The sequence below is a fragment of the Microcystis sp. M169S2 genome (assembly GCF_020245865.1).
GTDB lineage: Bacteria > Cyanobacteriota > Cyanobacteriia > Cyanobacteriales > Microcystaceae > Microcystis > Microcystis ichthyoblabe_A.
Map to the genome: position 1 here is coordinate 15,259 of NZ_JADBUB010000025.1, position 25,419 is coordinate 40,677.

The 25,419-nt window shown below is 44.6% G+C and carries 32 protein-coding genes and 1 pseudogene; 18 read left to right on the forward strand and 15 right to left on the reverse strand.

Annotated features, from left to right (window positions below; all coding sequences use genetic code 11):
* Positions 1 to 18: 18 nt before the first annotated feature.
* The 5 genes and pseudogenes from IM485_RS02295 to IM485_RS02315 all read right to left on the reverse strand — a co-directional run bounded on the left by IM485_RS02295 (position 19) and on the right by IM485_RS02315 (position 2,209).
* Positions 19 to 225: a hypothetical protein gene (locus IM485_RS02295; RefSeq protein ID WP_287740985.1), complete on the reverse strand. Its 207-nt coding sequence runs from the start codon at positions 223 to 225 to the stop codon at positions 19 to 21.
* 404 nt (positions 226 to 629) lie between these two features.
* Positions 630 to 1,001: pseudogene (locus IM485_RS02300) on the reverse strand (clan AA aspartic protease).
* Positions 998 to 1,273, reverse strand: a complete 276-nt coding sequence (locus IM485_RS02305; RefSeq protein WP_287740988.1) for a hypothetical protein — start codon at positions 1,271 to 1,273, stop codon at positions 998 to 1,000. Before IM485_RS02305 ends, IM485_RS02300 begins: the two are co-directional and overlap by 4 nt.
* A 248-nt stretch (positions 1,274 to 1,521) precedes the next feature.
* A complete protein-coding gene (locus tag IM485_RS02310) occupies positions 1,522 to 1,731 on the reverse strand; it encodes a hypothetical protein (protein WP_002732654.1) in 210 nt (69 codons plus the stop codon).
* Positions 1,718 to 2,209, reverse strand: a complete 492-nt coding sequence (locus tag IM485_RS02315) for a type II toxin-antitoxin system VapC family toxin (RefSeq protein ID WP_287740991.1) — start codon at positions 2,207 to 2,209, stop codon at positions 1,718 to 1,720. Before IM485_RS02315 ends, IM485_RS02310 begins: the two co-directional genes overlap by 14 nt.
* 242 nt (positions 2,210 to 2,451) lie before the next feature.
* Between IM485_RS02315 and IM485_RS02320 the strand changes: the two genes are divergently transcribed.
* A complete protein-coding gene (locus IM485_RS02320; RefSeq protein WP_002753441.1) occupies positions 2,452 to 2,676 on the forward strand; it encodes a DUF433 domain-containing protein in 225 nt (74 codons plus the stop codon).
* 2 nt (positions 2,677 to 2,678) lie between these two features.
* Entirely contained in the window at positions 2,679 to 3,041 is a 363-nt protein-coding gene (locus tag IM485_RS02325) for a DUF5615 family PIN-like protein (RefSeq protein ID WP_287740994.1), read from the forward strand.
* Between the two features lie 160 nt (positions 3,042 to 3,201).
* Here IM485_RS02325 and IM485_RS02330 read toward each other — a convergent pair.
* Positions 3,202 to 4,379, reverse strand: a protein-coding gene (locus IM485_RS02330) for an IS630-like element ISMae25 family transposase (RefSeq protein WP_287740996.1) whose coding sequence is annotated in 2 segments (ribosomal slippage) — positions 3,202 to 3,938 and positions 3,938 to 4,379 — 1,179 coding nt in all. Because the reading frame shifts where the segments join, the coding sequence is not laid out codon by codon here.
* Positions 4,380 to 4,871: 492 nt separating this feature from the next.
* On the opposite strand from IM485_RS02330, the gene IM485_RS02335 reads away from it, so the two are divergent.
* Together IM485_RS02335 and IM485_RS02340 are read left to right on the forward strand one after the other, a co-directional pair.
* Entirely contained in the window at positions 4,872 to 5,129 is a 258-nt protein-coding gene (locus tag IM485_RS02335) for a type II toxin-antitoxin system HicB family antitoxin (protein WP_002764762.1), read from the forward strand.
* Positions 5,126 to 5,347: a type II toxin-antitoxin system HicA family toxin gene (locus IM485_RS02340; RefSeq protein WP_052276033.1), complete on the forward strand. Its 222-nt coding sequence runs from the start codon at positions 5,126 to 5,128 to the stop codon at positions 5,345 to 5,347. The genes IM485_RS02335 and IM485_RS02340 overlap by 4 nt, the downstream gene beginning before the upstream one ends.
* A gap of 158 nt (positions 5,348 to 5,505) precedes the next feature.
* Here the strand turns inward: IM485_RS02340 and IM485_RS02345 are convergent, their stop codons facing one another.
* Both IM485_RS02345 and IM485_RS02350 read right to left on the reverse strand, forming a co-directional pair.
* A complete protein-coding gene (locus IM485_RS02345; protein WP_159254329.1) occupies positions 5,506 to 6,489 on the reverse strand; it encodes a PIN domain-containing protein in 984 nt (327 codons plus the stop codon).
* A gap of 145 nt (positions 6,490 to 6,634) precedes the next feature.
* Positions 6,635 to 6,862, reverse strand: coding sequence for a hypothetical protein (locus tag IM485_RS02350; RefSeq protein WP_159254330.1), 228 nt, complete (start codon positions 6,860 to 6,862; stop codon positions 6,635 to 6,637).
* A 17-nt stretch (positions 6,863 to 6,879) separates the two neighbouring features.
* On the opposite strand from IM485_RS02350, the gene IM485_RS02355 reads away from it, so the two are divergent.
* Positions 6,880 to 9,210, forward strand: coding sequence for a heavy metal translocating P-type ATPase (locus IM485_RS02355; protein ID WP_287741027.1), 2,331 nt, complete (start codon positions 6,880 to 6,882; stop codon positions 9,208 to 9,210).
* Between the two features lie 199 nt (positions 9,211 to 9,409).
* Here IM485_RS02355 and IM485_RS02360 read toward each other — a convergent pair whose 3' ends face one another.
* Entirely contained in the window at positions 9,410 to 9,751 is a 342-nt protein-coding gene (locus tag IM485_RS02360; RefSeq protein WP_002734498.1) for a hypothetical protein, read from the reverse strand.
* Between the two features lie 12 nt (positions 9,752 to 9,763).
* Between IM485_RS02360 and holB the strand changes: the two genes are divergently transcribed.
* Together holB and IM485_RS02370 are read left to right on the forward strand one after the other, a co-directional pair.
* The gene (gene holB / locus IM485_RS02365; RefSeq protein WP_287741002.1) at positions 9,764 to 10,729 is read left to right on the forward strand and encodes a DNA polymerase III subunit delta'; all 966 of its coding nucleotides are present in this window, start codon (positions 9,764 to 9,766) and stop codon (positions 10,727 to 10,729) included.
* Positions 10,730 to 10,766: 37 nt separating this feature from the next.
* Positions 10,767 to 10,982 carry a neurohypophysial hormones like protein gene (locus IM485_RS02370; protein ID WP_104397827.1) on the forward strand — a complete coding sequence of 72 codons (216 nt, stop codon included), beginning with the start codon at positions 10,767 to 10,769 and terminating at the stop codon, positions 10,980 to 10,982.
* A gap of 430 nt (positions 10,983 to 11,412) precedes the next feature.
* Here IM485_RS02370 and ftsH2 read toward each other — a convergent pair whose 3' ends face one another.
* Positions 11,413 to 13,299: an ATP-dependent zinc metalloprotease FtsH2 gene (ftsH2, locus tag IM485_RS02375; RefSeq protein WP_024970580.1), complete on the reverse strand. Its 1,887-nt coding sequence runs from the start codon at positions 13,297 to 13,299 to the stop codon at positions 11,413 to 11,415.
* Positions 13,300 to 13,697: 398 nt separating this feature from the next.
* Here ftsH2 and IM485_RS02380 point away from each other — a divergent pair, with 398 nt between their 5' ends.
* Entirely contained in the window at positions 13,698 to 13,883 is a 186-nt protein-coding gene (locus tag IM485_RS02380) for a type II restriction endonuclease (protein WP_258012236.1), read from the forward strand.
* 15 nt (positions 13,884 to 13,898) lie between these two features.
* Positions 13,899 to 14,831 (forward strand): DNA adenine methylase, encoded by a 933-nt coding sequence (locus IM485_RS02385; protein ID WP_287741006.1) that lies wholly within the window; start codon positions 13,899 to 13,901, stop codon positions 14,829 to 14,831.
* A 255-nt stretch (positions 14,832 to 15,086) separates the two neighbouring features.
* Here IM485_RS02385 and IM485_RS02390 read toward each other — a convergent pair whose 3' ends face one another.
* The gene (locus IM485_RS02390) at positions 15,087 to 15,386 is read right to left on the reverse strand and encodes a hypothetical protein (protein WP_104397824.1); all 300 of its coding nucleotides are present in this window, start codon (positions 15,384 to 15,386) and stop codon (positions 15,087 to 15,089) included.
* 341 nt (positions 15,387 to 15,727) lie between these two features.
* Here IM485_RS02390 and psbX point away from each other — a divergent pair, with 341 nt between their 5' ends.
* Positions 15,728 to 15,847: a photosystem II reaction center X protein gene (gene psbX, locus IM485_RS02395; protein WP_002759073.1), complete on the forward strand. Its 120-nt coding sequence runs from the start codon at positions 15,728 to 15,730 to the stop codon at positions 15,845 to 15,847.
* A gap of 45 nt (positions 15,848 to 15,892) precedes the next feature.
* On the opposite strand, the gene IM485_RS02400 is transcribed toward psbX, so the two are convergent.
* Both IM485_RS02400 and IM485_RS02405 read right to left on the reverse strand, forming a co-directional pair.
* On the reverse strand, positions 15,893 to 16,540 hold the full coding sequence (locus IM485_RS02400; protein ID WP_104397823.1) for a ComF family protein: 648 nt from the start codon (positions 16,538 to 16,540) through the stop codon (positions 15,893 to 15,895).
* Entirely contained in the window at positions 16,509 to 16,808 is a 300-nt protein-coding gene (locus IM485_RS02405) for a DUF1816 domain-containing protein (protein WP_104397822.1), read from the reverse strand. Before IM485_RS02405 ends, IM485_RS02400 begins: the two co-directional genes overlap by 32 nt.
* Positions 16,809 to 17,063: 255 nt before the next feature.
* Between IM485_RS02405 and IM485_RS02410 the strand changes: the two genes are divergently transcribed.
* The 6 genes from IM485_RS02410 to IM485_RS02435 all read left to right on the forward strand — a co-directional run bounded on the left by IM485_RS02410 (position 17,064) and on the right by IM485_RS02435 (position 20,627).
* Complete coding sequence (locus IM485_RS02410; protein ID WP_002803092.1) at positions 17,064 to 17,423, forward strand: ferredoxin thioredoxin reductase catalytic beta subunit; 360 nt, start codon at positions 17,064 to 17,066, stop codon at positions 17,421 to 17,423.
* A 9-nt stretch (positions 17,424 to 17,432) separates the two neighbouring features.
* Complete coding sequence (locus IM485_RS02415; protein ID WP_002767543.1) at positions 17,433 to 17,858, forward strand: DUF309 domain-containing protein; 426 nt, start codon at positions 17,433 to 17,435, stop codon at positions 17,856 to 17,858.
* A 152-nt stretch (positions 17,859 to 18,010) separates the two neighbouring features.
* Positions 18,011 to 18,511 (forward strand): LptA/OstA family protein, encoded by a 501-nt coding sequence (locus IM485_RS02420; RefSeq protein ID WP_104397820.1) that lies wholly within the window; start codon positions 18,011 to 18,013, stop codon positions 18,509 to 18,511.
* Positions 18,508 to 18,693, forward strand: coding sequence for a hypothetical protein (locus IM485_RS02425; protein WP_287741013.1), 186 nt, complete (start codon positions 18,508 to 18,510; stop codon positions 18,691 to 18,693). Before IM485_RS02420 ends, IM485_RS02425 begins: the two co-directional genes overlap by 4 nt.
* Before the next feature lie 2 nt (positions 18,694 to 18,695).
* Positions 18,696 to 19,424, forward strand: coding sequence for an LPS export ABC transporter ATP-binding protein (lptB, locus tag IM485_RS02430; protein ID WP_104397819.1), 729 nt, complete (start codon positions 18,696 to 18,698; stop codon positions 19,422 to 19,424).
* 33 nt (positions 19,425 to 19,457) lie between these two features.
* Complete coding sequence (locus IM485_RS02435; protein WP_287741016.1) at positions 19,458 to 20,627, forward strand: LptF/LptG family permease; 1,170 nt, start codon at positions 19,458 to 19,460, stop codon at positions 20,625 to 20,627.
* Between the two features lie 36 nt (positions 20,628 to 20,663).
* Here the strand turns inward: IM485_RS02435 and rsmI are convergent, their stop codons facing one another.
* A complete protein-coding gene (gene rsmI / locus IM485_RS02440; RefSeq protein WP_287741019.1) occupies positions 20,664 to 21,503 on the reverse strand; it encodes a 16S rRNA (cytidine(1402)-2'-O)-methyltransferase in 840 nt (279 codons plus the stop codon).
* Positions 21,504 to 21,686: 183 nt separating this feature from the next.
* Between rsmI and IM485_RS02445 the strand changes: the two genes are divergently transcribed.
* Both IM485_RS02445 and IM485_RS02450 read left to right on the forward strand, forming a co-directional pair.
* Complete coding sequence (locus IM485_RS02445; RefSeq protein WP_002732356.1) at positions 21,687 to 21,803, forward strand: photosystem II reaction center protein I; 117 nt, start codon at positions 21,687 to 21,689, stop codon at positions 21,801 to 21,803.
* Positions 21,804 to 21,943: 140 nt separating this feature from the next.
* Complete coding sequence (locus tag IM485_RS02450; RefSeq protein WP_287741021.1) at positions 21,944 to 24,337, forward strand: DUF3769 domain-containing protein; 2,394 nt, start codon at positions 21,944 to 21,946, stop codon at positions 24,335 to 24,337.
* Positions 24,338 to 24,704: 367 nt separating this feature from the next.
* Here the strand turns inward: IM485_RS02450 and IM485_RS02455 are convergent.
* Positions 24,705 to 25,419, reverse strand: a 715-nt coding sequence (locus IM485_RS02455) for a calcium-binding protein (protein ID WP_287741024.1), incomplete at its 5' end; no start/stop codon positions are given.

Here is a 25,419-nt window from a genome sequence, read left to right on the forward strand (position 1 = left end):
CAGCGATAGCGACTGCACTTATCGACCTCGCCCTAGCTTACAGTCGGCAAAACTTAATGCTTCTGTGTCTAAAAAACTGGCGATCGCCATCTCAAGAATCGCTTCAACGGGATAATCAATTTCAGTAGCGCGAGCAATCAAAGCATCCTGAATCCAGTCTGGTAAGCGTCTTAAAATAATTTCTGCATCAGTGGACGAGATTTGCTCTGAAAGTTTCGCTTGCATGGGTTAGGACTCCATAGGAATTTGAACATTATACGGTGGCTCAGTCGCTCTCAAAATGATCGCCTCTAGTTCTAATAGTAGCGCAGGGTTTTTCCAGTAAGCTATTGTCTGCACTGCAATTCGTATAGTTATTTCAATTAAGATTGAGAATATCAATGCCAGAGTCCATAAGAGTTTAACTGGTCTAGAATCTATCAGACTTATCTGAAATGATTATAGATTGTCGGTTGTCGAACTGATCATGCCACAGAAAAAGATGCTTTACATTTTATTAACGCACCCCACCGGCGTACTGCTATGCAGTGCCTTCGGCATCGCACTGTCAGGAATTTAGAAATTTGGTATAAATAGTCTAATCATAGAGTCGGGTGCAGTGATTTGTTAGACATTTTTCTAACTAGGGACTATGACAAAGGTTTAATTGTCACTAATCCCCCAGCAAAACCCTGAATATTCAACTCATAGCCATCAAGTAAACCCATACCAACTAATGGATCTGTCTCTGACTCATTGATTTCAATAGATTTGATCTGACCATCCCAGATCACAGTTGTCTCAAATACGTTAAACATACAGAGGCTTCCATCGTCCAAGATTCCCTCTTCTTGCATATACCACGTTAATCCTAGTGTTGTAATGATAGCGGAAGGCAACGTGAGAAATCCACTGTAACCAGTGTCAATAAGTGCTTTAATCGCTTGCCTCTAGTGATTTTCGCCTAGAACTACGAATTGAATAATTGCTTCTCGGCGCGAATTGACGCTCCCCATCATCATGGCGACACACTGGGGGAAGGAAAGCCAAAACGATGGACGGCACGATGTCCAATGCGAATACCAAATATTTGTGCATCAGGAAAACGTATTAACAGTTGTTTAGCAGCTGTTAGGCTGTCGTCAGCCACTTCAAAAGCCCCTGTTTCGATGTCTATTGCTACAATCTTCCCATGATTCCCTTCCTCGATTTGGGAGCGTACCTGAGACTCATAGACTTCGTGTCCACGTCGGGCAAATTCTTCTTTGCTGTAGCGGGGTTGTCGAACTGTCATTGAACCGACCCTGTGGCAACTTTTGCCCCTCTATTTTAACCTAAACATTGGCAATCTTCCCTAACATTCCTCAACTGGGCCCACAAGAGCGGCACCGCACCTAACCTCACAGCTTCAATCAATGTGCATGGTGCGTTCTCAAAAATCCCGCATTAGGGAACGCACCCTACAAGATTGGCGATCGCTACAATCGGAACGATCGCACTTGACTCGCTGGTCGGCATAACGGCTAAGTTGAGCCGCCACGATTAGATTTGAGATTCTTGTGGTTCATCCTGTTTTGGTCGGCTCCAACGACTTGTTAGACCTTGCTTTGGTGGTAAGCTGACTACCTGCCTGCCACTTTCTGCTTGTCTTTTTTGCCAATCTACAAACATTGCATCCAAATCGTAGTTAAAGGATTTAGCGTGTTCTTCTCGAAATTTATGAATTTCATCTAAAATGTCATCTTGCCACATCGTTATAATCTCCTAAAAGTTCGTAAGGAGTACAAATTATGGGTAACTCGTATCCCAAATCAAGACTGAGCTCTGCCAACTTCCTCTGAATTTGAGCGTTGGCAATATGTTTACAGTTCCATGTTAACAAGTAATCTAGCCCGTGGACAGTCGCCGCAGCAATGTGAACCGCATCATCAGAAGCTTTGGCAGGAAGGTTGCTTCGTATAAGAAACTGGGCTGCCAAGTTGCGTACAGCTTGATTGAGTTCAACCAAAGGCATTTCATTGACAATTTCTAACCTTTTCAAAGCAATCTCTGTATCTCCCTTAGCGACTTCATCTAAAACAACCTGTGAAATATAGAGAACAAAATCATTACGGCGATTTTGCCACCAGTCCCTTGTCGTTTCGATATTCCCAGCAATAACCAAGTTTTTGGTCGATCTGGCTGTCATATAACCAATAACGCTGGTTTCAATATAGACGGTTTCCCTCACAGCACTTTCTGAATTTTATTTGTCCCTCACTCTATCGCATTTGAGCTTTATTTTGAGGGTTTGCGAGGGAATTAGTGCGTTACATTTCATTAACGCACCCTACCAGATCAGCGATCGCACCAACGCACCCTACGATCGGAACGATCGCACTTGACTCGCTGGTCGGCATAACGGCCAAGTTATACGGCTTTTTTTGTGCAATGTGATCTAAAATAAAGGCATCTTACGACTAGGTGACAACAATGTATAAAATTTCTGTTAACCCTCAAATTCATTTTGGGAAGCCCTGCATAGAAGGGACGCGCATCACTGTGCAGAGTGTTCTTGAGTTGCTAAATGAGGGACTCTCTTTCAGTATAATTATTCAGGATTATTACCCTGATTTACAAATTGAAGACATTCGTGCTTGTCTGCAATATGCTATCGCTTTAGTAGCGGCTGAAGACATTAAACTCGTGTCGGCTTAATAATGAAATTTCTTCTCGATCAAGACGTTTACGCAATCACTGCGAGATTTCTGATTGATGCCGGACATGATGTGGTTCTTGTTGCTCAGCTTGGTCTATCACAAGCTAGTGATGAAGAAATACTTAGGACATCTCAGCAAGAAAATCGTATCCTCGTCACACGAGATAGGGATTACGGGAATCTTGTTTTTGTCAGAGCAGTTGGAACTGGAGTTATTTACCTTCGGGTATTACCCACGACAGTTAATGCAGTTCATGGGGAATTAGCGCAAATCATCAAAAATTACTCCGAAGTGGAACTAGCAGGAGCATTTATAGTCGTAGAACCGGATGGTCATAGGTTTAGAAAGCCGTTGCTTTATTAAGTCAGGTGCAACGTTGTGTTATACCCGATCGCTTTGGCAATCACTTAATCTTGACGATCGATATGATGTATGGGGTTTTAGCGTCAGCCTAACGCAGGAATTTTGAACATTAGATAAGGTGCGTTACATTTCATTAACACACCATACTGGACTGTTTCAGCTAATTTGGTGCAATAGATTCTCCCGATTCCTCCTCCTCAAACACAGGATAAAGATGTTTCAGCTTGACCCTAGCATCGCTGGTCGTAAACGTCCATATTACTGTAGATGCAGTCTGATTACGTTCTTTTTGCCATGTTTCTATCTCCCTTTTCAGTTCTTCCTTGCTAGAAATCCTTCTATCTAAACATTGCCTCGATAAGACGCTTAGTTCAGTTTCGGCTACATTTAACCAGCTACCATTACGAGGTGTGTAATAAATTTCCAGTCTTCTAGCTAAACGATGAGCGACGGGTGCTGGAAATGCTTCATAAAGCGAGGCTATGTTATGAGTGTTCAGATTATCACAGACGAGCTTGACTTTTCGAGCCTTTGGATAGTCCACATCCAATAATTGACGAATTTCTTCTGCCCAATCTATTCGGGTTCGACTATCTCGGTTACTCACCCGTCTCCATCCTCGATGGGGGTCAAAAAACATGAACAAGGCTTGAACCCCTTCACGACTATAGTGATAGTCTTCTTTTTTATCTTGTCCAGGTTGCATGGGTATCGGGGGGTAAACTTCTCCAAGTAGTTGCTTTGATGCCTCATCCATCGCGATTAACGGTTCTTCTTCTGATGGCTGAGTGCCATACAGGTCAAGGACAACTTCCATCTGGGCAACAAATCGGGCTAAATCCTGTTCCGGAATACAGTATCTTTGGGTTTTCCAAGGGCGTAATTGGTTTTTTTTAGAGTACGCCACACCGTTGGACTGGAAATCTCGGTGATAATTTGTCTTTGTTTGAGTTCCGAGGTTAATAGTCGGATTGTCCACTCGGCTCGGCCAGATGGTGGCTCCGAACAGCACAGGGCAATGATTTGGGCGGCGGCGGCTCCATCAACTTTTGCCGGAGTGGGGGGAGTTTTTCTCAATTTCCGTTCTAATGCTGGTTTTTCGCCTTTTTGAAGAAATCTTTGACGAATACGTCCCACTGTGTTTCTATGGACCTCTAAAGCTTCGGCTATTTCTTCATCTGTCCATTTTCTTTTCGCCTGTTCTCCCTCGTCACACATCAGCAAAATCCGAGCATGGAGAATTTTTTTAGCCGGTGCATAGCCATTACGACTGATTTGTTCGAGGTTTTCTCTTTGTTCCTCTGTTAGATTGACTTTATCTCGCCGACCTCTTCCCATGATTGATCTCCTCTGCTTGTTCGAGCTATTGCCCTATTTTAGCTGAAACAGTCCACTACAAGAGCGGCGATCATACTCCCCGTTAACGCTCCTTGCGCCTATCTGTTTTGGCTCTGATTGCGTCCTTGTTCCCCGCTTCAGCCTCTAGATTTCCGAGTCCAGTCACTGGGGGCAGGTCGGGAGTCACTGTGTCCCTTACAGGGTAGGTCTTTCACCTACATCCTTTTTGTCAGTTATGCTGTTTTATCAGCACTCTAGTGGACTGTTTCAGCTAATTTGGTGTATTAGAAAAATGCTATAAATTCTATAATCTAAGACTTTAAGCCAAAATCTATTGCCCTATTTTAGCTGAAACAGTCCACTAGGCTATTTATTCCCCTAGAAACGAATCGCACCGTTACACTTCGTTAACGCACCCTACAAGAGCGGCGTGCTGCTACGCAGTGCCTTCGGCATCACACTGGTTCTAGAACATAAAATGTTAATATTTGAATGAAACAACCAAATAGTTATCGAGCAATGATTATGGTTAAACCACAAGCTGAATCCAGCCGTAAAGTACTTCTCTATCCTGGTGAGGATAGTTACTTTGTTGTCGAAGTTCCTAGTTTGCCAGGATGTATTAGCCAGGGAAAAACTCGTGAGGAGGCTCTAGCCAATATTGAAGAGGCAATCGCTCTGTATATCGAAGTTTTACAGGATCGGGGTGAACCTGTTCCCAATGATACGGTTGAGGTCATTCTGGTATGAGTAAATTACCTGTTATCTCAGGCGCAGAATGTGTAAAAGCACTTGAGCAAATAGGCTTTGCCGTAGAGCGTCAGCGTGGAAGTCACATGATTTTAGTACGTGAAGCTCCCAAAACAACAGTCTCGGTACCAGATCATCAAGAACTAGATCGAGGTACTTTACGCGCAATTATTCGGCAAGTCGGCTTGAGCGTTGACGAATTTGTTGAGCTTTTATAAAGCATTTTACTATGGGATTACACTCCCACAGATAATTCAGAATTTTCCGGTTCTAGAGCAACCCATAAAATTGTCGGCATAAACCTGCAAAACATCATCGGTACGTTACACTTCGTTAACGCACCCCACAAGATCGGCGATCGCACTGGAGCGGGATATTAGGGATTTTTCGCCGCTCGCTGAACTTGTTCTTCGATGACTTTCTCGACGATATCTTTGTGCTCTGGGTCAGAAAGCCCATCAAGCAGCGGTACGGCGACACGATTAAGGAAATCGGAAACGTCGGAGTCGGTCACAATCCATCCAAATTGATTGTTATCTGTTACTGCGGACAGTATCTTCTCGACTTCCTTGAGCGAGAAGTACGAATAGGCCTCCAACTTGCCAACAAGGTGGTGAGTAGAAGCAAATGAACTCGATGAAAACAAACTTTCGATCAAGGCTTCTTTGGTTTTGTCGAAAGAAAAGGCCACGCCATCGAAGTGTTCCCTTATGAATCCCGAAAGGGTTCTATACACGCGAAGGGTAGATTTCTTCTTTTCCTTCCATTCCTCTTCTAAGAACGGATGCGCGGCATCTTCGTTGATTGACGAGTAATAGTCTCCATCTTCACTAATGACGTGAAGGTCTTCTTCTTCGGGCACGGACTGAAGAAGAACCGTCCAATTTATTGCGTCGCCAATCGAGCCATTCTTTCCCGGCGGATTACCAATCGCCATTCGCATGCTGGCAACTGAAAAAATATCTGGCGTCGTCTCAATGATTGCCGATTTGGTGAATATGTCTTTGATTAGGCGGTCTGCCTGCAAATTACGCGAGGCAATGTCTGCCTCCGCCTTTTCCATAATTGATTTGGATAGCTGCTGCAACTCTGCACTCAGCCTTATGATTGCGTTGTACTCCTCATACCCCTTCATGAACGAGGGAAGCTGGGCAGAGAATTTGACTTCCTTGAATCTCTTCAACGCGTCCTTGATTTTGTTCTCACGGTTTCGCTTGAACTCCTGGCATACCTGCGCCGTCAGGTGGACACTCGCGGCACCATGCTCATGAGAGGCAAACACGTTATTGAGTGCATCCAACTCATCTTTCGAGAAGTGAAAGAAATTCAACAGAATATTGGTGTCAATAAACACATGCATGATGAACTCCTAACTTTAATCACACCGCTCTCTGCGGTCTAGCACCTTTCTCCATCCTAAACTATCGCGCTGCCATCGGTCTAATACCCCGTAAATAAAACTCAATACCGCACCGTGCGGTTTAATCCTCTCAATTTGGGCATAATTACCATAGAAGGCGGTCTAACATTGCGCTCAAGTGGATTTTACCCCATTTGCCGATGACAGAATCCGGGAAGTCATGCGCCTGTTTACTGACGGATTTGTAGTACAGTTTGCTATTAGTTTTTCCCGCATCATTGATAGCTGCCCCCCTAATAGTATGGATCGGGAAGAGATCGCCAAAATAGTTTAAAAATCGGCCGAGAATTTCTAGGATAGAAGTAAAGACCATCCTTGCCTACTTTTTCCATGATCCTAGCCGCCGAAACTGGACTAAAAACCGCTACTCTAGACGTAAAAGGCATGAAATGCGCCGGCTGTGTGAGTGCCGTAGAAAGACAACTCAGCCAAAATCAAGGGGTAAAATCGGCCCAAGTTAATCTAATCACGGAAATTGCCGTGATTGAATACCAACCGGATGCGATCGCACCAGAGCAGTTAGCCGCAAAATTAACCGCGATTGGATTCCCCACCCAACCGCGCAGCTCATCGACTCCCCTTTCTCAACAAAATCAACGGCTGCAAAACCAACAAAAAGAACGGCAACAACAATTATACCGATTAGCGATCGCTTGTTTTTTACTGGTTTTTTCCCTGATTGGTCACTTACACCACATCGGGGGACCAGAAATCCCCATCTTTCAAAGTATTGCTTTTCACTGGACTTTAGCCACCCTAGCCATTTTATTCCCCGGCCGCGATATTTTCATCGATGGTTGGCGGGGATTACGGCACGGAATGCCAAATATGAACACTCTCGTTAGTTTAGGCACAGGTAGCGCCTATATAGCCAGTTGTTTGGCTCTTATCTTCCCTAATCTCGGTCTAGAGTGCTTTTTCGATGAACCGGTCATGCTGTTAGGGTTTATTCTCCTCGGACGGACTCTAGAAGCGCATTCCCGTCATCGCGCAGCCGCAGACCTAGAAGCGCTTACCTCCCTACAACCGGCAGTGGCTCACCTGATTGGTAGTACAGATGACCGTGTGGGCGTGGCCATTCCCGTGGAACAGCTGCGCGTCGGGGAATGGGTGCGCGTCTTACCCGGAGAAAAAATTCCCGTGGATGGGGAGATTATTCAGGGAAGAACCACGGTAGATGAAGCTTTGTTAACGGGGGAATCGCTGCCGGTGGTCAAGGAAATGGGAGATCTAGTCATTGCCGGCAGTTTCAATCTCTCTGGTGCGATCGCCGTGCAAACTCGTCAGGTGGGGACCGATACCACCCTAGCTAAGATTATCGCAGCCGTGGAATCAGCCCAAACTCGCAAGGCCCCGGTGCAGAAGATAGCGGACCGGGTAGCGGGTTATTTTGCCTACGGAGTCATGATAATTGCCCTAATTGTGCTGCTCTTTTGGTATTTTTGGGGAACTAGGCTCTTTCCAGAGGTGTTAGGGTCAACCACAGGACACCACGAGATGATTCAATCCACTTCTCCCCTACTTTTGTCCCTAAAATTAGCGATTTCTGTGCTTGTGGTCGCTTGTCCCTGCGCTCTCGGTTTAGCCACACCGACGGCCCTACTGGTGGGAACCAGTTTAGCAGCCGAACGGGGCATTTTAATTAAAGGGGGCGATGTTTTGGAAACCGTCTCGCAACTGCAAACGGTGGTTTTTGACAAAACGGGAACCCTCAGCCAAGGTCATCCAGAAATTACCGATTGTTTGAGTTTTTCTGAGCTTAATTCCCTGGAAATTCAACAATTAGCCGCAGTAGTGGAGAGTGGTACTAATCATCCCCTCGCTCGGGCGATTTTAGATGCGGTTACTCCTCCTACTAACCTGACGGGGGAAGATTTTCAAACTGTCGCCGGATTGGGAGTTTCGGCAAGGGTGCAGGGGTCGAAAATTGTTCTAGGAAATCGGCAATGGTTGGCGCAGAACGGCATTAAAATTGATGAAACTATCTGGGGGATTCAAGAGCTTTTACAAGCGGGTAAAACGGTGATTTATCTGGGGATGGAAGAACAATTACTCGGAGCGATCGCTTTTCAGGACCGATTGCGTCCCGATGCTCAAACAACCGTGAATCAGTTACAAAAACTCGGTTTAGAGGTGATTTTACTCAGTGGCGATCGCCAAGAAGTGGTGACAGCGATCGCTAATAGTTTGGGTATTAGCCAATTTTATGCCGAAGTTGCTCCCACCGAAAAATCCGCCTTAATTGCCGACCTACAGACAAAAGAGGGCAAAATCGTGGCTATGGTCGGGGATGGTATCAATGACGCTCCCGCACTAGGACAGGCTAACATCGGTATTGCTCTGGCCGGTGGCACGGAAGTGGCCATGGAAACGGCTGGGATCGTTTTAATTAGCGATCGCCTAGAGGATGTGGTGCAATCTCTGCATTTAAGTCTGGCCACATGGCAAAAAATCCGACAAAATCTTTTTTGGGCTTTGGGTTATAATACCTTTGCTATTCCCATTGCTGGTGGTTTATTACTGCCCCGTTGGGGTCTAGCTTTCAGTCCGGCCCTAGCGGCAGCTTTAATGGCTTTTAGTTCGGTTATGGTAGTGAGTAATTCCTTGCTTTTACGTCGTCAATTTCCTCCGCTCTCATCGACGAAGGAAAGCGAAAATTAAAGCAATTACCAATTTTTTCTCGATAAATCCATCAAGCACCAAAAAGAGCGACTCTCTTATTCTTTGTGTGATAAGTTTCACTGATACAAGAGCGATCAATCTCTGTGTCCTCTGTGTCTTTGTGGTTCGTTACCCAAGAGAGCCAAGATGGTATTTTGTCCCTGTCTTTGTCAGTTGACGGAGACAGGAACAAATCGGGTTAAGCGGTAATTCTGGTCAGGGATTGACCTTGATAATTGTTGGTAATAATCTGGTGAATAGATTCAAAAAATCGCCGACAACGATTATTAGTTCTCAGGGGCAATTCATGATTTTTTACCAATAAATCGATCTGAAGTTCCGAGCTAGTGGGAGGATGAATAAACAATTCCACTTTCACTAACTGGGGAAAGAAAGCATCGTTAGGAACTTCCGATAAAAGCAAGACATCGGTCCGGCGCTTGATGATTTCAAATTCACCCAAACTTAATATATCATCGTATAAAAACCCGGTCTGATGAGGAGAAATCCCGACAAAATAGGAACAGCAATAGCGAGCCATGGCAGGGAAAAGATGATAAATTGGTCAAGGTTAATCGGTCAAAATCAGGCCATTGAACTACTACAAAGAGCGCTTGAAGTCAATTCGATCGCTCCCGCTTACTTATTCGCCGGCGCTAAGGGGATTGGACGCAATCTAGCAGCAAAATGTTTCTGTCAAGACTTGTTAACTAGAGATCGATCTCCGGAAACAAGGGAATTAATCCTGAAACGCTTTTTAGGGGGCAATCATCCCGATTTACTCTGGATTGAACCCACTTATCAACACCAAGGCAAACTGCTCACCGCAAAAGAAGCACAGGAAAGCAATCTCAAGCGTAAAGCTCCCCCGCAAATCCGCATCGAACAAATTCGCGAGATTACTAACTTTTTAAGTCGTCCTCCCCTGGAATCGGCCCGCTCTGTGGTGGTGATCGAGGAAGCAGACACCATGACAGAATCAGCGGCAAATGCGCTCTTAAAAACGCTTGAGGAACCGGGAAAAGCGACTTTAATCCTGATTGCTCCCAGTACCTCCTCTTTACTACCGACTCTCGTTTCTCGCTGTCAACACATCCCTTTTCAGCGTCTTTCGGAAGAAAATCTCGCTCAAGTCCTGCGCTCTAACGGACAAGCTCGCGTTCTCAATTATCCGGCAATTCTCGGTTTAGCTCAAGGTAGCCCCGGAGAAGCGATCGCCGCTTTAGAATTTCTCGACAGTCTCCCCCAAGATTTACCGCGATCTTTCAGCAAATTTCCCCTAAAACTCTCCCAAGCACTGGAATTAGCCAAAATTATTGCTCAAACTCTTGACACGGAAACCCAATTATGGTATGTGAGTTATCTTCAGTATGAGGATTGGCAACGACGACGAGAGCGATCGATTTTAGAAATCTTGGAAAAAACCCGCCGGCAGCTGTTAGCCTACGTTCAACCCCGTTTAGTCTGGGAATGCACTTTCTTGGCATTAGCCAAGCTATCCACCGCCCAAAAGTCTTAAAATTGTTATATTTATCGATCGAGTGGGGAGAAAGACCATGAAAATCAAATCCTTAGTTTTGCTGATTCTGTTAACCTTGACTACGGTTTTAGGTGCTTGTCAGGGAGGAAAAGAAGCCGAAGAACCGAAAAATGTCCCTACCACGGTGGAATCGCCACAAAAAGACGAAGATAGCGATAAAGACGGGGAAAAGCAGCAAAAAGACGGTGATAATGACCAGAATAAAGACGATGACGATGATGATGATAACTAATTGTAAAAATCAAAAATTGTTGTTAGGGTTAGGAGTCAGTAGCCAGTAGTCGGTCGTCAGGAGAATTAAGAATGAATGATAATCAATTAAATTGTCTATTTACAGATTTTAGGCAATTTAATCCTTATTTTTGCCGCTTTTGAACCCTTAACTAGGGTTTGCGGCAAAAAGTACGGGCGAAGCATTCGGTTAGAAAATCTACGGTTTCACCGATAGGCGATTGTCCGAATGCTTCGCCCCTACAGGACGCGGGCCGATGAAGACGCAAGGTTTTGAACGACGATTCTCTCAAAATCTTGCACCTGTTTCGCGAAAAAAGCCACAAAACTCTTACCTTGCCTACATTTCACATTTATTCAGCAAGCCCTAACTAGGATAAAAAAATCGGGTGAGCCTTAACCCACCCGATCGCATATAGATTGAAATCAACCTATAACTGTGGTACAAACTGTTCTTTTTCGGGAACGTAGGCGTATTCAGCCACAATTTGCCGGAATTCTTCCCCATTGATCGTTTCTTTTTCGATCAGCAGGTCCACCACTCGATCGATCACTTCGCGATGATCGCGGACAATTTGCCGAGAAATTTCATGGCAGTGTTCCACGATCGAGCGCACCTGATCATCGATGCGAGTAGCGACCTTCTCAGAATACTCGGAACGAGTCATCAAACCGCCACCGAGGAACACTTCACCCCCTTGACTTTCTAGGGACAAAGGACCCAAATCGCTCATCCCGAAACGAGTCACCATCTGACGCGCCATATCAGAGACTTGCTGTAAATCGCCACCGGCACCGGTAGTCACCTCATCATAGCCGAAGATTTCTTCCTCGGCTGCCCGACCACCTAAAGCACCAGAAATCCGGGCCATTAACTGCGCTTTCGTGGTTAAACCCTGTTCTTCGTTGGGAGTGAACCAAGTTAAACCCTGGGCCTGTCCCCGGGGAATCAGAGTCACTTTCTGGACGGGATCGTGATCTTTTAAGAGCGTACCCACGATCGCATGACCCACTTCATGGTAAGCGATTAGGCGCTTGCTCTTGCTATCGACTAAAGGAGTGCCTTCCATACCGGCGATAACGCGATCTACCGCGTCATCTATCTCTAGGAGGGTAATGGCATCTTTACGACGACGGGCGGTTAAAATTGCCGCTTCGTTGAGTAAATTGGCTAAATCTGCTCCACTGAACCCCGGAGTGCGACGGGCGATCGCTTCGATGGAAACGTCGTTGGCCAGCTTTTTATTACGGGCATGAACGTCTAAAATCTCTAAACGACCTTTAAAATCGGGCGCATCCACGGTTACTTGGCGATCAAAACGGCCCGGACGCATGAGAGCGGAATCGAGAACATCGGGGCGGTTAGTGGCGGCAATGATGATAATTCCCGTATTCCCCTCGAAACCGTCCATTTCTGTCAATAATTGATTTAGGGTTTGTTCCCGTTCATCGTTACCACCACCGATACCGGCACCCCGTTGACGACCTACCGCGTCAATTTCATCGATAAAGATTAAACAGGGAGCATTTTCCTTGGCTTTTTTGAACAAGTCGCGCACGCGAGAAGCACCGACACCGACAAACATTTCCACAAATTCCGAACCGGAAATGCTGAAGAAAGGTACACCCGCTTCACCGGCGATCGCTTTGGCTAACAGGGTTTTACCCGTACCCGGAGGACCAACTAACAGGACTCCTTTGGGGATTTTGGCACCGACGGCGGTAAATTTCTCCGGTTGTTTGAGGAAAGTGACGACTTCCTGTAATTCTTCCTTCGCTTCGTCAATTCCTGCCACATCATCAAAGGTGATGCCGGTTTTTGCTTCCATCTGGAAACGGGCTTTTGATTTACCAAAACTCATCGCTTGACCGGGGCCGCCTGGCATATTATTAGAACGGCGGAACAGGAAAAAGAGAGCGGCAATCAGCAAAAAGGGGAAAAGTAGATTACCGAGGAATCCCCACCAAGCACCGTCATTCCGCATCGGGTGAGCATCGAAACTAATTTTAGAATCGCGTAAACGGGCGATTAAATCGGGGGAATTGGCAGGTAAATCGACCCGTAGGCGTTGTACTCGGTTTTCTAGTTCTGGATCTAGGGCCTGTACGATCGCGGTTCTGCCCCCTTCGTAGAGATCGACGCTAACAACCCTACCACTGTCTAGGTATTCTAGAAAGCGTCCGTAGGTCATGCGGGTACTGGCGGTGTTATTGCCGATATTACTGGTGGCTGTGGCAAAAGTGCCTTGCCAGAGGAAAAAACCGACCACGAGGGCGGGCAATGTCCACAGTAAAATCGTTTTCCAAGATAGTTTCATGTTTGTTTAGTGGTTCTAGGATAAAGATTTTTGCTTAACTCATTTAGCTGTTTTTGTCAAGGATTTTACGTTATTTTTTCGAGATTAATCCCCGCAGCCAATTAAATCTTAACTAAATGTAACGTAATTCTCATAATTCTGACAAGAATGGTGACGAGAGATTTTGGCTCTCTTGGGTTTGGTGGGTAAAATGTATTCTAAGATACATTCCTCCTAGCGGGGGGGTGGAACGAACCACAAAGACACAAAGGACACAAAGATTGATCGCTTCTATGTAAGTTAAACTTATCACACAGAACCTAGAATATCCAGATTTTTTTGGTTCATTTGTTCTAACAAGAGTCTCATGGTTTCTGGGATCAGCTGTACTGAATTTAAACTGTCTAGAAGTATATACTATATCTATTGATACGAAAATCATCTCTAAAATCCTAGAATTGCTTCTTTTTCCCATATTTGATAATTTTGCTAGATGTAACCAATTAAAGATAGAGTTAGTATCTCAACAAAATTTTTACCCTGATTTGACCTTTATTCACGAGCCAACAGGAGCTAAGTTTGCTGTGGATAGAGATTACTATTGATGAGGAGAGTGTTTAGTGAAGTTAACGCCACTTGTACCACCGATTAAGTGTCAAGGAATTAAAACTAAATTGGTGAAAGATATTAAAAATATTGTGTCTGATCTGAGCTTTGGTCGTTGGATAGAACCCTTTTCTGGATCGGGAGTGGTGGCTTTTAATATTAATCCCAAAAAGGCTTTACTTGCAGACACAAATACTCATATTATCCAGTTTTATAATAATCTAAAAAATCAAGTTATTACCAGTAAAACTGTGAAGCTTTTTTTGCAAGAAAATGGTCAAGTTCTTAAGGAACAGGGAGAAAGTTATTATTATCAAGTACGAGAAAGATTTAATCAAGCTCCTAATTCTCTAGATTTTTTATTTCTCAATCGCTCCTGTTTTAATGGCGTGATGAGATTCAATCGGAAGGGACAGTTTAACGTTCCTTACTGTCATAAATTAGAGCGATTTTCTCAAGCATATATTACCAAAATAGTCAATCAAGTTATTGCCCTAGAAAATATTCTTATTAAAACTGATTATGATTTTCAAGTTGCTGACTTTCGAGAGACTTTATCTGATTGGCAAAAAACAGACTTGATCTATCTCGATCCTCCTTATTTAGGGAGACACGCCGATTATTTTAACTCTTGGTCTGAAGAGGATGAAGATTGTTTGGTGACTATTTTAAAGGATATTTCTTGTCGGTTTATTTTGTCCACTTGGCACAGTAATCAGTTTAGGAGCAATCCTTTAATTAAAAAAAATTGGAGTGCTGATAAGTTTTATATCTATACTAAACAGCATTTTTATCATGTGGGTTCCACAGAAAAATTACGTCATCCGATCACCGAAGCGATCATTACTAACTTTAACATTCCCTTGTTGCCAGAGCGAGGAACTGATTTGCAACAACTGTCATTATTGCCATCGACAGCAGAAAATGAGGGAGTGAGAACAGTCTAGAAGATGCCTAGTTGCTAATTCTCACTCCTTACTATTTAGGGTTTGCTGAATAAATCTAAAAACCTTATCCAACAAAGTTTTTAGACTTTTTTTCCCTCAAAAAGTGCCGACCATTGGAGTGATTGGGGGGAAAATTCAGGGACTTTTTCCCTAAAAATTAGGTAATTGACTCCCTCAAAATCGGTAAAACCCTACACCCCACACCCCACACCCCACACCCTGCCTCCACGAAAGACTTTTTGCCGCAAACCCTATTTATCCTTGGCTTTGGCGCAGATGGTCGTTAATTTGGCGTTTACGCTTTTCTTCGGGGGCAGTGCTAGTAATTTCGCCAAAATCTTGACTACTCATGGAAAGATGGGACATTATCTTTCTTTTGCGCTCTTTAGCAGTTAATTCCGGTGAAGGAGTCACTGGAGGCGGCGCTGCCACGGGTTCCGCTGCCACCGGGGGAGTTTCCACAATTGGCAGCGGTTTTTGGGGAATATAGTCAGCACCAGTGGTACTTCTGGAGAGATGATCGAGAATGCGCCGTTTGCGATCGTCAGTAGCCATAAAAATCTTTGCCAGTCTAGTGTGAACTTTTGTAACTATCACCCATTGTCAAACATCCCTATCTCCTTGAGAAGTCAAGGGAGATTTTATTTTGAGGGATTGAAGACATATATAGCGTTTTTCAGTCTGCTGAGGTACAAAAGTTATGGGTTTTAGGCAAAAGGCAAAAGGCAAAAGGCAAAAGTCAAAAGGGAAGAAAAATATGTGTACCTCACTAGCTTAGGAAACGCTATAATAACCTGCGATCGCATTTATCTGACTGTGGAACTGGGGGTCTTCTCGCCCAAGGTGATAAGATAAAAAACTAAGTCTTGGAAAATATGACAAAGGATTTATCTATCATGACACCCTCTTTAGCTAACTTTCTCTGGAGCCTTGTTTTAGGTGCGGCTATCGTCCTGATCCCTGCCACTATCGGTTTGATTTTCATCAGTCAATACGACAAGATCAAACGGACTTAATTTAATCTAACTCTAAAATGCCTAGACCGATTCCGTCTGGGCATTTTAGCTAATTTTGGAACTGGCAAGAGCGATCGCACCGACTACCCGATATCCCTGTGTGCGTAAAACCTGCACAGCTTCCTCGATCGTGGTTCCTGTGGTATAAATATCGTCAATTAAGAGAATCGGTACTGATTTCGGTAAATTTTTCCCCAGTTGAAAAGCCGCTTGCATCGTCTTTTTTCTTTCCTCGGCTGCCAGACTAAATAAGGCTGCCGTGTTCTTAATCCGAATTAATCCGCGACTAGCCAGATGATAACCGGTTAAACGACAAAAACCTTCGCCAATGACTTCTGCTTGATTAAAACCCCTTTCCCTTAACCTTTCCGGGTGGAGAGGGATAGGAATCACCGTCAAACGTTTATCGGTGAGGGGAGGACGAAGCAGCCAAGTCTCCCCCATGCAACTGCCTAGCAAAGAGCCGAGAGCGGGATGGCGATCATATTTCATTTTAGCGATCGCCTGTTTTAATTTACCTTCGTAGCGTCCCCAGATAAACAGGGGAATAGAACCACGCCAGAGAAAAAGCGGGTTATTCTGACGATAGGACTGTAATTGTCGCCCACAATCACGGCAAAGCTCTCGATCGCTCTGCCGTTGACAAAGAGGACAGGGAGACTTAAGAAATAAAGCGAGAAAAGGTTCGAGCATGGGAAGCAAAAGTTTTAGCTAGATGCTGATTTCCATCGTCAAAAACGGTCAAATAATGGGGATTACTCCGCTCGATCGAAAGACTGATTCCTTGCGCTCCTTCGGACTCTAGATCTTGGAGATAACCCCCCTGATGCTCTTGTGCTTCCTCAAAGGAGGCAAAGGGACCAAAATAGTAGATACAGTGGGGATAAAGGGAGGTAATTTTCAGCCACCAAGGCGTGTTATCGTCAGAAATTTTATTTGTCTCTAAGAAAGATAAAATCATGTTCTGCTAGTGATAGGGGACAGGGATTGCAGGAATCAAGGATAGGTTTTGAGGAACTTTGCCCCCATAATTCCCATTTGCTGGCCAAAAAGTCGAGCTTTTGGCCAAAGAGAGTCTTTTTATCGTATTAGATTAACAAGGGGATCGGTCGCAAAATCAAAAGAGATTCTAAAAATTCCCTTCGGCCAAGGGGAAGCGGATCGAGATAGGATAGTAAAAAGTTTTTTTGTAGAAAGTTAGGGAGATAAGATAACTATGAGCCAGATCACGGACACGGATAAGAGTCTTGAAGCGATGAAAAAGTTTGCTGAACAGTACGCTAAAGGCACAAATACCTATTTCTGTAGCGATCTCTCGGTGACAGCGGTAGTAATTGAGGGATTAGCGCGTCATAAGGACGAATTAGGCGCTCCTTTATGCCCCTGTCGTCACTACGAAGACAAAGAAGCGGAGGTAAAAAATACTTTCTGGAATTGTCCCTGTGTACCGATGCGGGAACGGAAAGAATGTCACTGTATGCTATTTATTACCCCCGATAACGAGTTTGCTGGGGAAGAACAGGTAATTTCTCTCGACTATATACAAGAAGTCCGCGAATCGATGAAGGGGCATTAGTATAGGGTAATGACAGCCAGCGCTTTTGGGCAAGGAATCGACGAATTTAATCGCCAGCAATTCTATGCTTGTCATGATACCCTAGAGGCTTTGTGGATGGAGTCCGCAGAGCCTGAAAAAACCTTTTATCAAGGCATTTTGCAGATTGCTGTCGCTTGTTACCATCTAGAAAATAATAACTGGCGCGGGGCGGTAATTCTTTTGGGAGAAGGGGTGAGACGTTTACAACACTATCAACCCGATTACGAGGGGATCAACGTGACGCACTTGGTGGGGGAGAGTTTAGACCTATTAAACTTTTTACAGAATCTCGATCCCCAAGCTTTACCGGCAGTGCTAGAAGCGATGAAAAGCAATCAGGAACATCCTCATCCCCACCTCGATCGATCTATCTGTTCTCTGCCGAAAATCCTCAAAAGTCATCCCGTTCTCTAAACAGCTAGATTATTTAGTCCATACAATTACGTTTAAGTAGGTGGGTGTTAAAAATTGTCAGCACCCCCCTTATCAAGGGGGGATTAAGGGAGGATCAAGGGGCGATTTATCTTCAATTTAATTGAAACCATTTACTTATAGGTGACATTTCTATGAGAGCAAGATCCACAAAAATCAGGGGATGGCTAGTTTCCCTCGTTTCTACTAGCTTAGTCATGGGATTAGGTACTTCTTCCCTAGTCAAGGCACAGCAAAATATTGTACCCGGTAATGCCATGACAGTGCGATCGGATATTCAGGAGGCGAACTCAAAAACGGGGGTAATTACTGCTAGGGGTAACGTACAAGTGTTCTATCCTGCCCGCAAAATGCAGGCCACTTCCGCCCAAGCTCAGTATTTTAGCCGCGAACGTCGTTTAGTGATGACGGGTAACGTTTATGTTTTGCAGGAAGGTAACAGTATCCGCGCTGAAACGATGACTTATCTTGTCGATGAGGGTAGATTTATCGCTACTCCCCAAACCAGTCAGCAGGTGGAGTCAATTTATTTAGTCAAAGATAACGAAACATCTCCCCAACCGGCAGCTTCCCCGACACCTGCACCCATACCTTCCCCTTCCCTCCCCGCTGCCCCAATTATTAACCCGCAGTGATAGTCAGGAGTCAGGAATCAGGAGACAGGAGACAGGAGACAAAAGGCAAAAGGCAAAAGGCAAAAGGCAAAAGGCAGTATTCTCCCCACACCCCACACCCCACACCCCACACCCCACACCCCACACCCCACACCCCACACCCCACACCCCACACCCCACACCCCACACCCCACAACGGATAAAGATGACTTTAGTATTAGAAAATATCCATAAATCCTACGGTAAAAGGCTCGTGGTTAACCGAGTGAGTATTACTGTTGCCCCGGGGGAAATTGTCGGGTTATTGGGGCCAAATGGTGCGGGGAAAACCACAACTTTTTATATCGCCACGGGATTAATTAAACCGAATCTGGGGCGCGTTTGGCTAGATCAAAAAGAAATTACCAAATTACCCCTTAATCAAAGGGCGCGTCTGGGTATTGGCTATCTAACGCAGCAGGCCAGTATTTTTCGTTATTTAACTGTATCAGAAAATATTCAGTTAGCCCTAGAACAGTCGGGAGTTCCTTTTTCCCAACGGGCAAATCGTCTCTATGATTTATTAAAAGAATTTCGCCTCGATAAGATTGTTGGCACTAAAGGTGCTTACGTTTCTGGAGGAGAAAGAAGAAGGACAGAATTAGCCCGCGCTTTAGCGGTGGGAGTCAACGGACCGAGATTTTTATTATTAGATGAACCTTTCGCGGGGGTGGATCCGATCGCTGTGTCCGAGATTCAAACGATGATCGCCGGTTTAAGGGATCGTCAGATGGGAATTTTAATTACCGATCACAATGTGCGAGAAACTTTGGCTATCACTAATCGGGCTTATATTATGCGCGAAGGGCAGATTTTAGCGGCGGGAAGTGGCGAAGAACTTTATAATAATCCTCTGGTGCGTCAGTATTATTTGGGTGATAATTTTTTCAGATAATTGTTATTAATAAAAAAATCGTTGCATTACATCATGAAAGTTGGCAATTGGCAAGGAAATTTAAGTAGAATACCCGTATTCACCATCTTAGACCGCTATATTTTTGTCGAGTTATTATTACCCTTTCTATTTGGTATGGGTTTATTCACTTCCTTGGGAGTGGCGATCGGGACTTTATTTGATTTAGTGCGACGGATTACTGAATCGGGTTTACCTTTTACTTTGGCCTTAAAAATTCTCTTATTAAAAATGCCAGAGTTTATCGTTTTAGCCTTTCCCATGTCGATACTTTTAGCAGCCTTAATGGCCTACAGTCGTTTAGCCAGTGATAGCGAATTAATTGCTTTGAAAAGTATTGGAATTAGTGTTTATCGCCTAATAATTCCCGCCATTGTGCTAAGTTTAATAGTGACGGGATTAACCTACGTTTTTAATGATTATGTGGCCCCAGCTGCCAGTTATGAAGCTAATGCTACCATGACCAAAGCCCTGCGACCAAATCGTAAGTCTTTTATTGAAGATAATATTATTTATCCTGAATACGGCAAAGTGCGGCCACCGGATGGAGGGGAAGCGCAAACGGTATTAAGAAGGTTATTTTATGCCGAAAGATTTAACGGTCAAGAAATGTTAGGTTTAACCATTCTCGATCGCACCCAGCCGGAAGTTAATCAAATTATTACCTCAGAATCAGCTTCTTGGAATATTGAAAAAAATATCTGGGATTTTTATAACGGCACAATTTATCTAATTGATCCTAAGGGTTCCTATCGTAATATTGTCCGCTTTCAACATCAACAATTAGCCCTACCGCGTACCCCTTTAGATTTAGCTTTTCGGGCGCGAGATGGTTCGGAAATGACCCTAAGACAAGCGCAGGAATACCTAAAAATACTGCAATTAAGCGGCAACCCCACCAAAATTAGAAAATTACAGGTTCAAATCGAGCAGAAAATATCTTTACCCTTTGTTTGTTTAGTTTTTGGCATGATTGGGGCAGCCTTGGGATTGCGTCCCCAAAATTCTAACAAAGCCACCAGTTTCGGTATTTGTATTGTCCTAATTTTCTCCTATTATCTCCTATCTTTTGTCACCAGTTCCTTAGGCATTGGCGGAGTTTTAACCCCCTTGATGGCCGCTTGGTTGCCCAATATTTTGGGATTAACTGCTGGGGGAATTTTGTTACTTCAATCAGCTAAGTAATCGAGGGTTAGCGGTGGGAATAAAAATTGATAATCATCAAATTTCTAGGGCTAATTTGTATAAACGACTGCGGGATAAATTAGTAACCTGTGCTAATTGTCTGCTGGCTTGCGATCGACTAACTCCCCGTTCTATAATTTGTTTTAATTCCCGTTTTAATTCCTCCTCGGATAATTGGATATTATCGGCCTGATCGTTGCCCATAACTACGATTGTAAATTCCCCTTTAGGAGTTTTATTCTCCCGATATAAATTAATCGCCTCGGCGATAGTTCCTCGCCAAATTTCTTCGTAAAGCTTGGTTAATTCCCGACCTAAAACTATCTTTCTCGTTGATCCGAAAGTTTCGCGTAAATCCTCCAAAGTCTTAATAAGTTTGTGAGGTGCTTCATAAAAAACCATCGTTCTTGTTTCGGTTTTTAAACCCTCTAAGCGCTCTTGTTTCAGCTTTTCCTTACCCGGAAGAAATCCTTCAAAACAGAATCTTTCCGTGGGTAATCCCGACACCGCTAAAGCAGTAATTACCGCCGTTACTCCGGGGATGGGAACCACTTCGATCTGAGCTTCTATACAAGCTTTAATTAACTCATAACCAGGGTCAGAAATCCCCGGCATTCCCGCATCAGTAACCAAGGCGATATCCTGACCTTGGCTGAGAATATTTAATAACTGATCGAGACGGGAAAGGCGATTATGTTCATGGTAACTAATTTGAGGGGTTGAAATATCAAAATGCTGTAATAATTTGCCGGTGTGTCTGGTATCTTCGGCAGCAATTAGAGCGACTTTTTTGAGAGTTGCCAGGGACCGGAAAGTCAGATCGTCTAAATTGCCGATCGGCGTTCCCACCACATATAATTTACCGATATTATTCATAAATTGGCTAAAAATAGGCTATTTAGTTGTATTTTAAGTGATCAGTAAACAGTAAACAGTAGGCTGATAACTGAAGACTGATCACTTTTCTCTATTCAGGGATCGCCCAAATGGGGTAAAGTAGGTCAAGGTATGCTCACCCCTGTTATTGAATTAATCTAGTCTAAGGAGAACGTCTTAGTAATGTTAACCCTAAAAATCGCCGTTTATATCGTTGTTTCCTTCTTTGTCTTACTTTTTATCTTTGGCTTCCTTTCTGGCGATCCTACCCGTAACCCCGGACGCAAAGACTTTGAGTAGAAGACAATTAACAAACTGGTTCTAGGGTAGAGGCACAGGGAACAAGTTATCGGACTTTCCCTGTCTCCCTAGGAATAATGATCGTGGTAGTATCATTGAGGTTCGCTCGTCCTCTATTTCGATCGCCGACTCGTGCAGTCATGTCTTTTTTTTTCTTAGCTGTTGAACCACCTGCCCTGATTAATACTGTAGCCGAACCGGAAACGGAGGGGCGTCAAGTTTCTGAAAATATTCCCACGTCTGTAGTTCCCCTCCCTGTCACCCCAGCACCTCTAGAGGCAAAAAAGCCTTCAGAAGAGAGCGTTTCTATTCCCCTCACCGTCACTCCACCCCCGGAAACCGTCGAGGTAAAACCCTTGGTTCCCGATCAGGGTATTCCCTTAGAACCTTTACCTAGCAGTGGGGGTGATGCGGCAGCTTTAGGAAAACCCCTTTCTGTCCAGAATTCTCCACCCCCCGCAGCCGTTGGTGTCACCATTCATCCCGAAACCGAGATAGTTTCAGGATTAAATCAAAAAGCTCTTAACCAGAAAAATGGCTCAACTCGGCTATTAGTGCGGAAAAAAGGCGAAAAAACCAGCCAAGAATACTTGATTTCCCTCAATAACAGCCTAGATCAGACCGATGCAGTTAATCCAGAAGGGGAAAGACCCCTAGAATTAGTGGCCGATGAGCAGGAATTTGACCAAAATCGGCAGATTATCACCGCTAGAGGTAATGTCACCCTGCGTTTTGCCCAAAGTGTACTAACGGCCGATCGCTTACAGATTAATCTTCCCGAAAAGTTAGCAGTAGCGGAGGGCCAGGTGATCCTAACCCGGGGAGATCAAATCCTGCGCGGCGATCGCTTTGAGTATTATTTCGTCCAGGATAGCGGTGTGGTGTTTAATGCTAATGGGGAGATTTTTCAACCCAGCACCGCTAGGGATTTAGGACAAACGCTGCCCACGGATGTGGGGGCCGGTAGTTCTTTTGGAACCCTAACCGATCGTTTGGCATTAAATCAACCCTTGCAGAGAATCACCACGGGAGAGGGTTTTCAATTTGTCGTCGGGGGACAGGATCCCAGTCGGCGCGATCGACAGAATATTAGTAGTCCGTCGGGGGGAACGATTAATCGTGTCCGTTTTCAGGCCGAACGCTTGAATTTTGATGGTAAGGTGTGGAATGCCACTAATGTGCGTTTGACGAATGACCCTTTTTCCCCTCCTGAATTGGAAGTTCGGGCCAATTCCGCCACTTTTCGCAGTACCGGCCCCTTTACCGATGAGTTGCGGATGAGTAATTCCCAGTTGGTTTTCGATCAACGGGTAGTGGCACCCACTTTTATTAATAGTCTTACGTTTGATCGCCGTCGTCGTCGTCCTTTTTTAATTGCCCCGGGCTATGATGGGGAGGATCGGGGCGGATTTTTCGTAGAAAGTCCCCTAACTTTAGTGGAGACACCGAAGACTCTTTTTGAGTTGACACCGCAATATTTAATTCAAAAAGTCCTTAATCCCGATGCTTTTCCCTCAGCTAACCCCGGAGGTGGGGAAGTTTCGCCCCTTAGTCCGAAAGCTTTTGGTTTATTGGGTAATTTTGCCACTAATTTTGGTGAGCGCTCGTTTTTGCAAGCGACAGCCTCTTTTTCTAATTTAGATTTGGAACAGATCGAAAATAGTGTTCGTTCTAAGATTCGCTTTCAACAGACGATCGGACAGTTGCAGGATCCCTATCTGCTCAATGTGGAGTACAATTATCGCGAGCGTCTCTTTAACGGTTCTTTGGGGTTTCAGACGGTTAATAGCAGTTTTGGGGCAATTTTGACCTCACCGGTGATTGTTGTCCCCAATACGGATATTAGACTCAGTTATCAAGCTTCTGTTCAGAATGTTAACGCACCCACCGATCGCAGTGATCTCTTAGCGGCCAATGCAACGGATAATGTGACCAATTTAAGCCGTTTTCAGGGTGCTGTCTCCCTCAATCGCAGTTTTTTACTCTGGTCTGCTCCTACTTTACCACCGACTCCCGACCAAGGTTTGAGATTTTCTCCTCTTCCCGTTCAACCCTATATTGCTCTTGTCACTGGTGTCACCGGTGTCACCAGTTATTACACTAATGGAGAGACGCAAAATTCCGTCACGGGAACCGTGGGATTATTAGGGCAGTTTGGGCGTTTTTCCCGCAATTTTCTCGACTATACTGGGTTTAATATCAGTTTTAGTCAGGGTTTAGTTAACGGACAATCACCCTTTTTCTTTGATCGCTTTGTTGATCAACAAACAATGTCCTATGGTATAACTCAACAGGTATATGGTCCGATTCGTGTGGGTTTCCAGAGCATTTACAGTATCGATCAAGCGAAGGAAATCAGCACAGAATATTTTCTCGAATGGAGTCGTCGCACCTATAGTTTAATTTTGCGGTATAACCCGGTGCTGCAGTTGGGAATACTCAACATCCGCGTGTCGGATTTCAACTGGACAGGCAACCCCGGCTATTTTGAGGGTAGCGATGTCCGTCCAGTGGTGGATGGAGTAACCCGTTAAGCTGAGGAGATAGGAGAAGGGAGAGGGGAGAATAAATAATCAGTTTTTAATAACCAGATTTAGCATAATAACATCAAACTGGAACAAACACAAGCCCGCACTTTTTCTACTTATATCTTCTCTTTAAATTGACAGAAAAGCTCCTAAAATTTTCATGGTGTTGATCGTTTCATAATTTAACCCTTCTACTCCCTTAATATTTGTTTGTTGGCCAATTCAGACTTGAATTGGCCATGCTTTTTACTACTCCCCTTCCTCTTAGTTGTAAAATACCTACACCTGTCAGGGAGTGTGGGGAGGCGGGAAGCGTGAGAAAACGATATAGTTTTTGTGGATTCAAGTTATGTTTTTGAACAAGTTCGTAGATTCAAAGAAGAAAATGAGACTGCTGCATAGTCAGTTGTCCTGTTAATGCAATCATCAACTCAACATTGTTCAGATCACTGTTAGTATTTAGCGAGACATAAGTCATGCCGCTGGAGGCGAAAAAGCGAACCTGCCCAGCGGCACTGAACGCTGATGAGCCGATAAAGACAAAGGCATTATCCGGGACGCTGGATGCCACGGCATCGATACCCGATATGTCGATCCGGTCACCCTGGGCTAGGGAAAAGTCTGTGATGATGTCTGCCGTGCCTTGGCTGCTACCGCTTTCGTCTATGCCTTGAAAACGAAAGGTGTCGGAACCGGCATTCCCAGTCAATGTATCTTTGCCGAGTCCGCCGCTAATAATATTGTTTCCAGCATTGCCAGAAATCGTGTTGGCCAAAGTATTTCCGGTTGCGTTAATGTTGCCGCTGCCAAGCAAAGTTAGATTTTCCACGAATGCTCCCAAGGCATAGGTGATTGAACTGCGGACATGGTCTGTCCCGGATGCTGGCAACTCAAAAACAACATCCCCCGCATCATCGACGGTGTAGGTGTCATTACCCCCGCCGCCGGCCATGGTGTCAGCACCAGCGCCACCGTCAAGGTTGTTGTTACCGTTGTTGCCTGTGAGCCGGTTATTGAGTCCATTACCCTGACCATCGATGTTGCCCGTGCTAGTCAGGATAAGATTTTCTAAATTAGCCCCCAGAATG

Coding starts and splice junctions, on each gene's coding strand:
- IM485_RS02370 (WP_104397827.1), top strand. CDS start 10,767: ATGAAAATCAAATCCTTAGTTTTGCTGATTCTGTTAACCTTGACTACG.
- ftsH2 (WP_024970580.1), bottom strand. CDS start 13,299: ATGAAACTATCTTGGAAAACGATTTTACTGTGGACATTGCCCGCCCTC.
- IM485_RS02345 (WP_159254329.1), bottom strand. CDS start 6,489: ATGCATGTGTTTATTGACACCAATATTCTGTTGAATTTCTTTCACTTC.
- IM485_RS02355 (WP_287741027.1), top strand. CDS start 6,880: ATGATCCTAGCCGCCGAAACTGGACTAAAAACCGCTACTCTAGACGTA.
- IM485_RS02415 (WP_002767543.1), top strand. CDS start 17,433: ATGACAGCCAGCGCTTTTGGGCAAGGAATCGACGAATTTAATCGCCAG.
- IM485_RS02450 (WP_287741021.1), top strand. CDS start 21,944: ATGTCTTTTTTTTTCTTAGCTGTTGAACCACCTGCCCTGATTAATACT.
- IM485_RS02350 (WP_159254330.1), bottom strand. CDS start 6,862: ATGGTCTTTACTTCTATCCTAGAAATTCTCGGCCGATTTTTAAACTAT.
- rsmI (WP_287741019.1), bottom strand. CDS start 21,503: ATGAATAATATCGGTAAATTATATGTGGTGGGAACGCCGATCGGCAAT.
- IM485_RS02320 (WP_002753441.1), top strand. CDS start 2,452: ATGTATAAAATTTCTGTTAACCCTCAAATTCATTTTGGGAAGCCCTGC.
- IM485_RS02400 (WP_104397823.1), bottom strand. CDS start 16,540: ATGCTCGAACCTTTTCTCGCTTTATTTCTTAAGTCTCCCTGTCCTCTT.
- holB (WP_287741002.1), top strand. CDS start 9,764: ATGATAAATTGGTCAAGGTTAATCGGTCAAAATCAGGCCATTGAACTA.
- IM485_RS02410 (WP_002803092.1), top strand. CDS start 17,064: ATGAGCCAGATCACGGACACGGATAAGAGTCTTGAAGCGATGAAAAAG.
- IM485_RS02305 (WP_287740988.1), bottom strand. CDS start 1,273: ATGACAGTTCGACAACCCCGCTACAGCAAAGAAGAATTTGCCCGACGT.
- IM485_RS02405 (WP_104397822.1), bottom strand. CDS start 16,808: ATGATTTTATCTTTCTTAGAGACAAATAAAATTTCTGACGATAACACG.
- IM485_RS02325 (WP_287740994.1), top strand. CDS start 2,679: ATGAAATTTCTTCTCGATCAAGACGTTTACGCAATCACTGCGAGATTT.
- IM485_RS02445 (WP_002732356.1), top strand. CDS start 21,687: ATGTTAACCCTAAAAATCGCCGTTTATATCGTTGTTTCCTTCTTTGTC.
- IM485_RS02360 (WP_002734498.1), bottom strand. CDS start 9,751: ATGGCTCGCTATTGCTGTTCCTATTTTGTCGGGATTTCTCCTCATCAG.
- IM485_RS02335 (WP_002764762.1), top strand. CDS start 4,872: ATGAAACAACCAAATAGTTATCGAGCAATGATTATGGTTAAACCACAA.
- IM485_RS02310 (WP_002732654.1), bottom strand. CDS start 1,731: ATGTGGCAAGATGACATTTTAGATGAAATTCATAAATTTCGAGAAGAA.
- IM485_RS02295 (WP_287740985.1), bottom strand. CDS start 225: ATGCAAGCGAAACTTTCAGAGCAAATCTCGTCCACTGATGCAGAAATT.
- IM485_RS02340 (WP_052276033.1), top strand. CDS start 5,126: ATGAGTAAATTACCTGTTATCTCAGGCGCAGAATGTGTAAAAGCACTT.
- lptB (WP_104397819.1), top strand. CDS start 18,696: ATGACTTTAGTATTAGAAAATATCCATAAATCCTACGGTAAAAGGCTC.
- IM485_RS02390 (WP_104397824.1), bottom strand. CDS start 15,386: ATGGCTACTGACGATCGCAAACGGCGCATTCTCGATCATCTCTCCAGA.
- psbX (WP_002759073.1), top strand. CDS start 15,728: ATGACACCCTCTTTAGCTAACTTTCTCTGGAGCCTTGTTTTAGGTGCG.
- IM485_RS02435 (WP_287741016.1), top strand. CDS start 19,458: ATGAAAGTTGGCAATTGGCAAGGAAATTTAAGTAGAATACCCGTATTC.
- IM485_RS02420 (WP_104397820.1), top strand. CDS start 18,011: ATGAGAGCAAGATCCACAAAAATCAGGGGATGGCTAGTTTCCCTCGTT.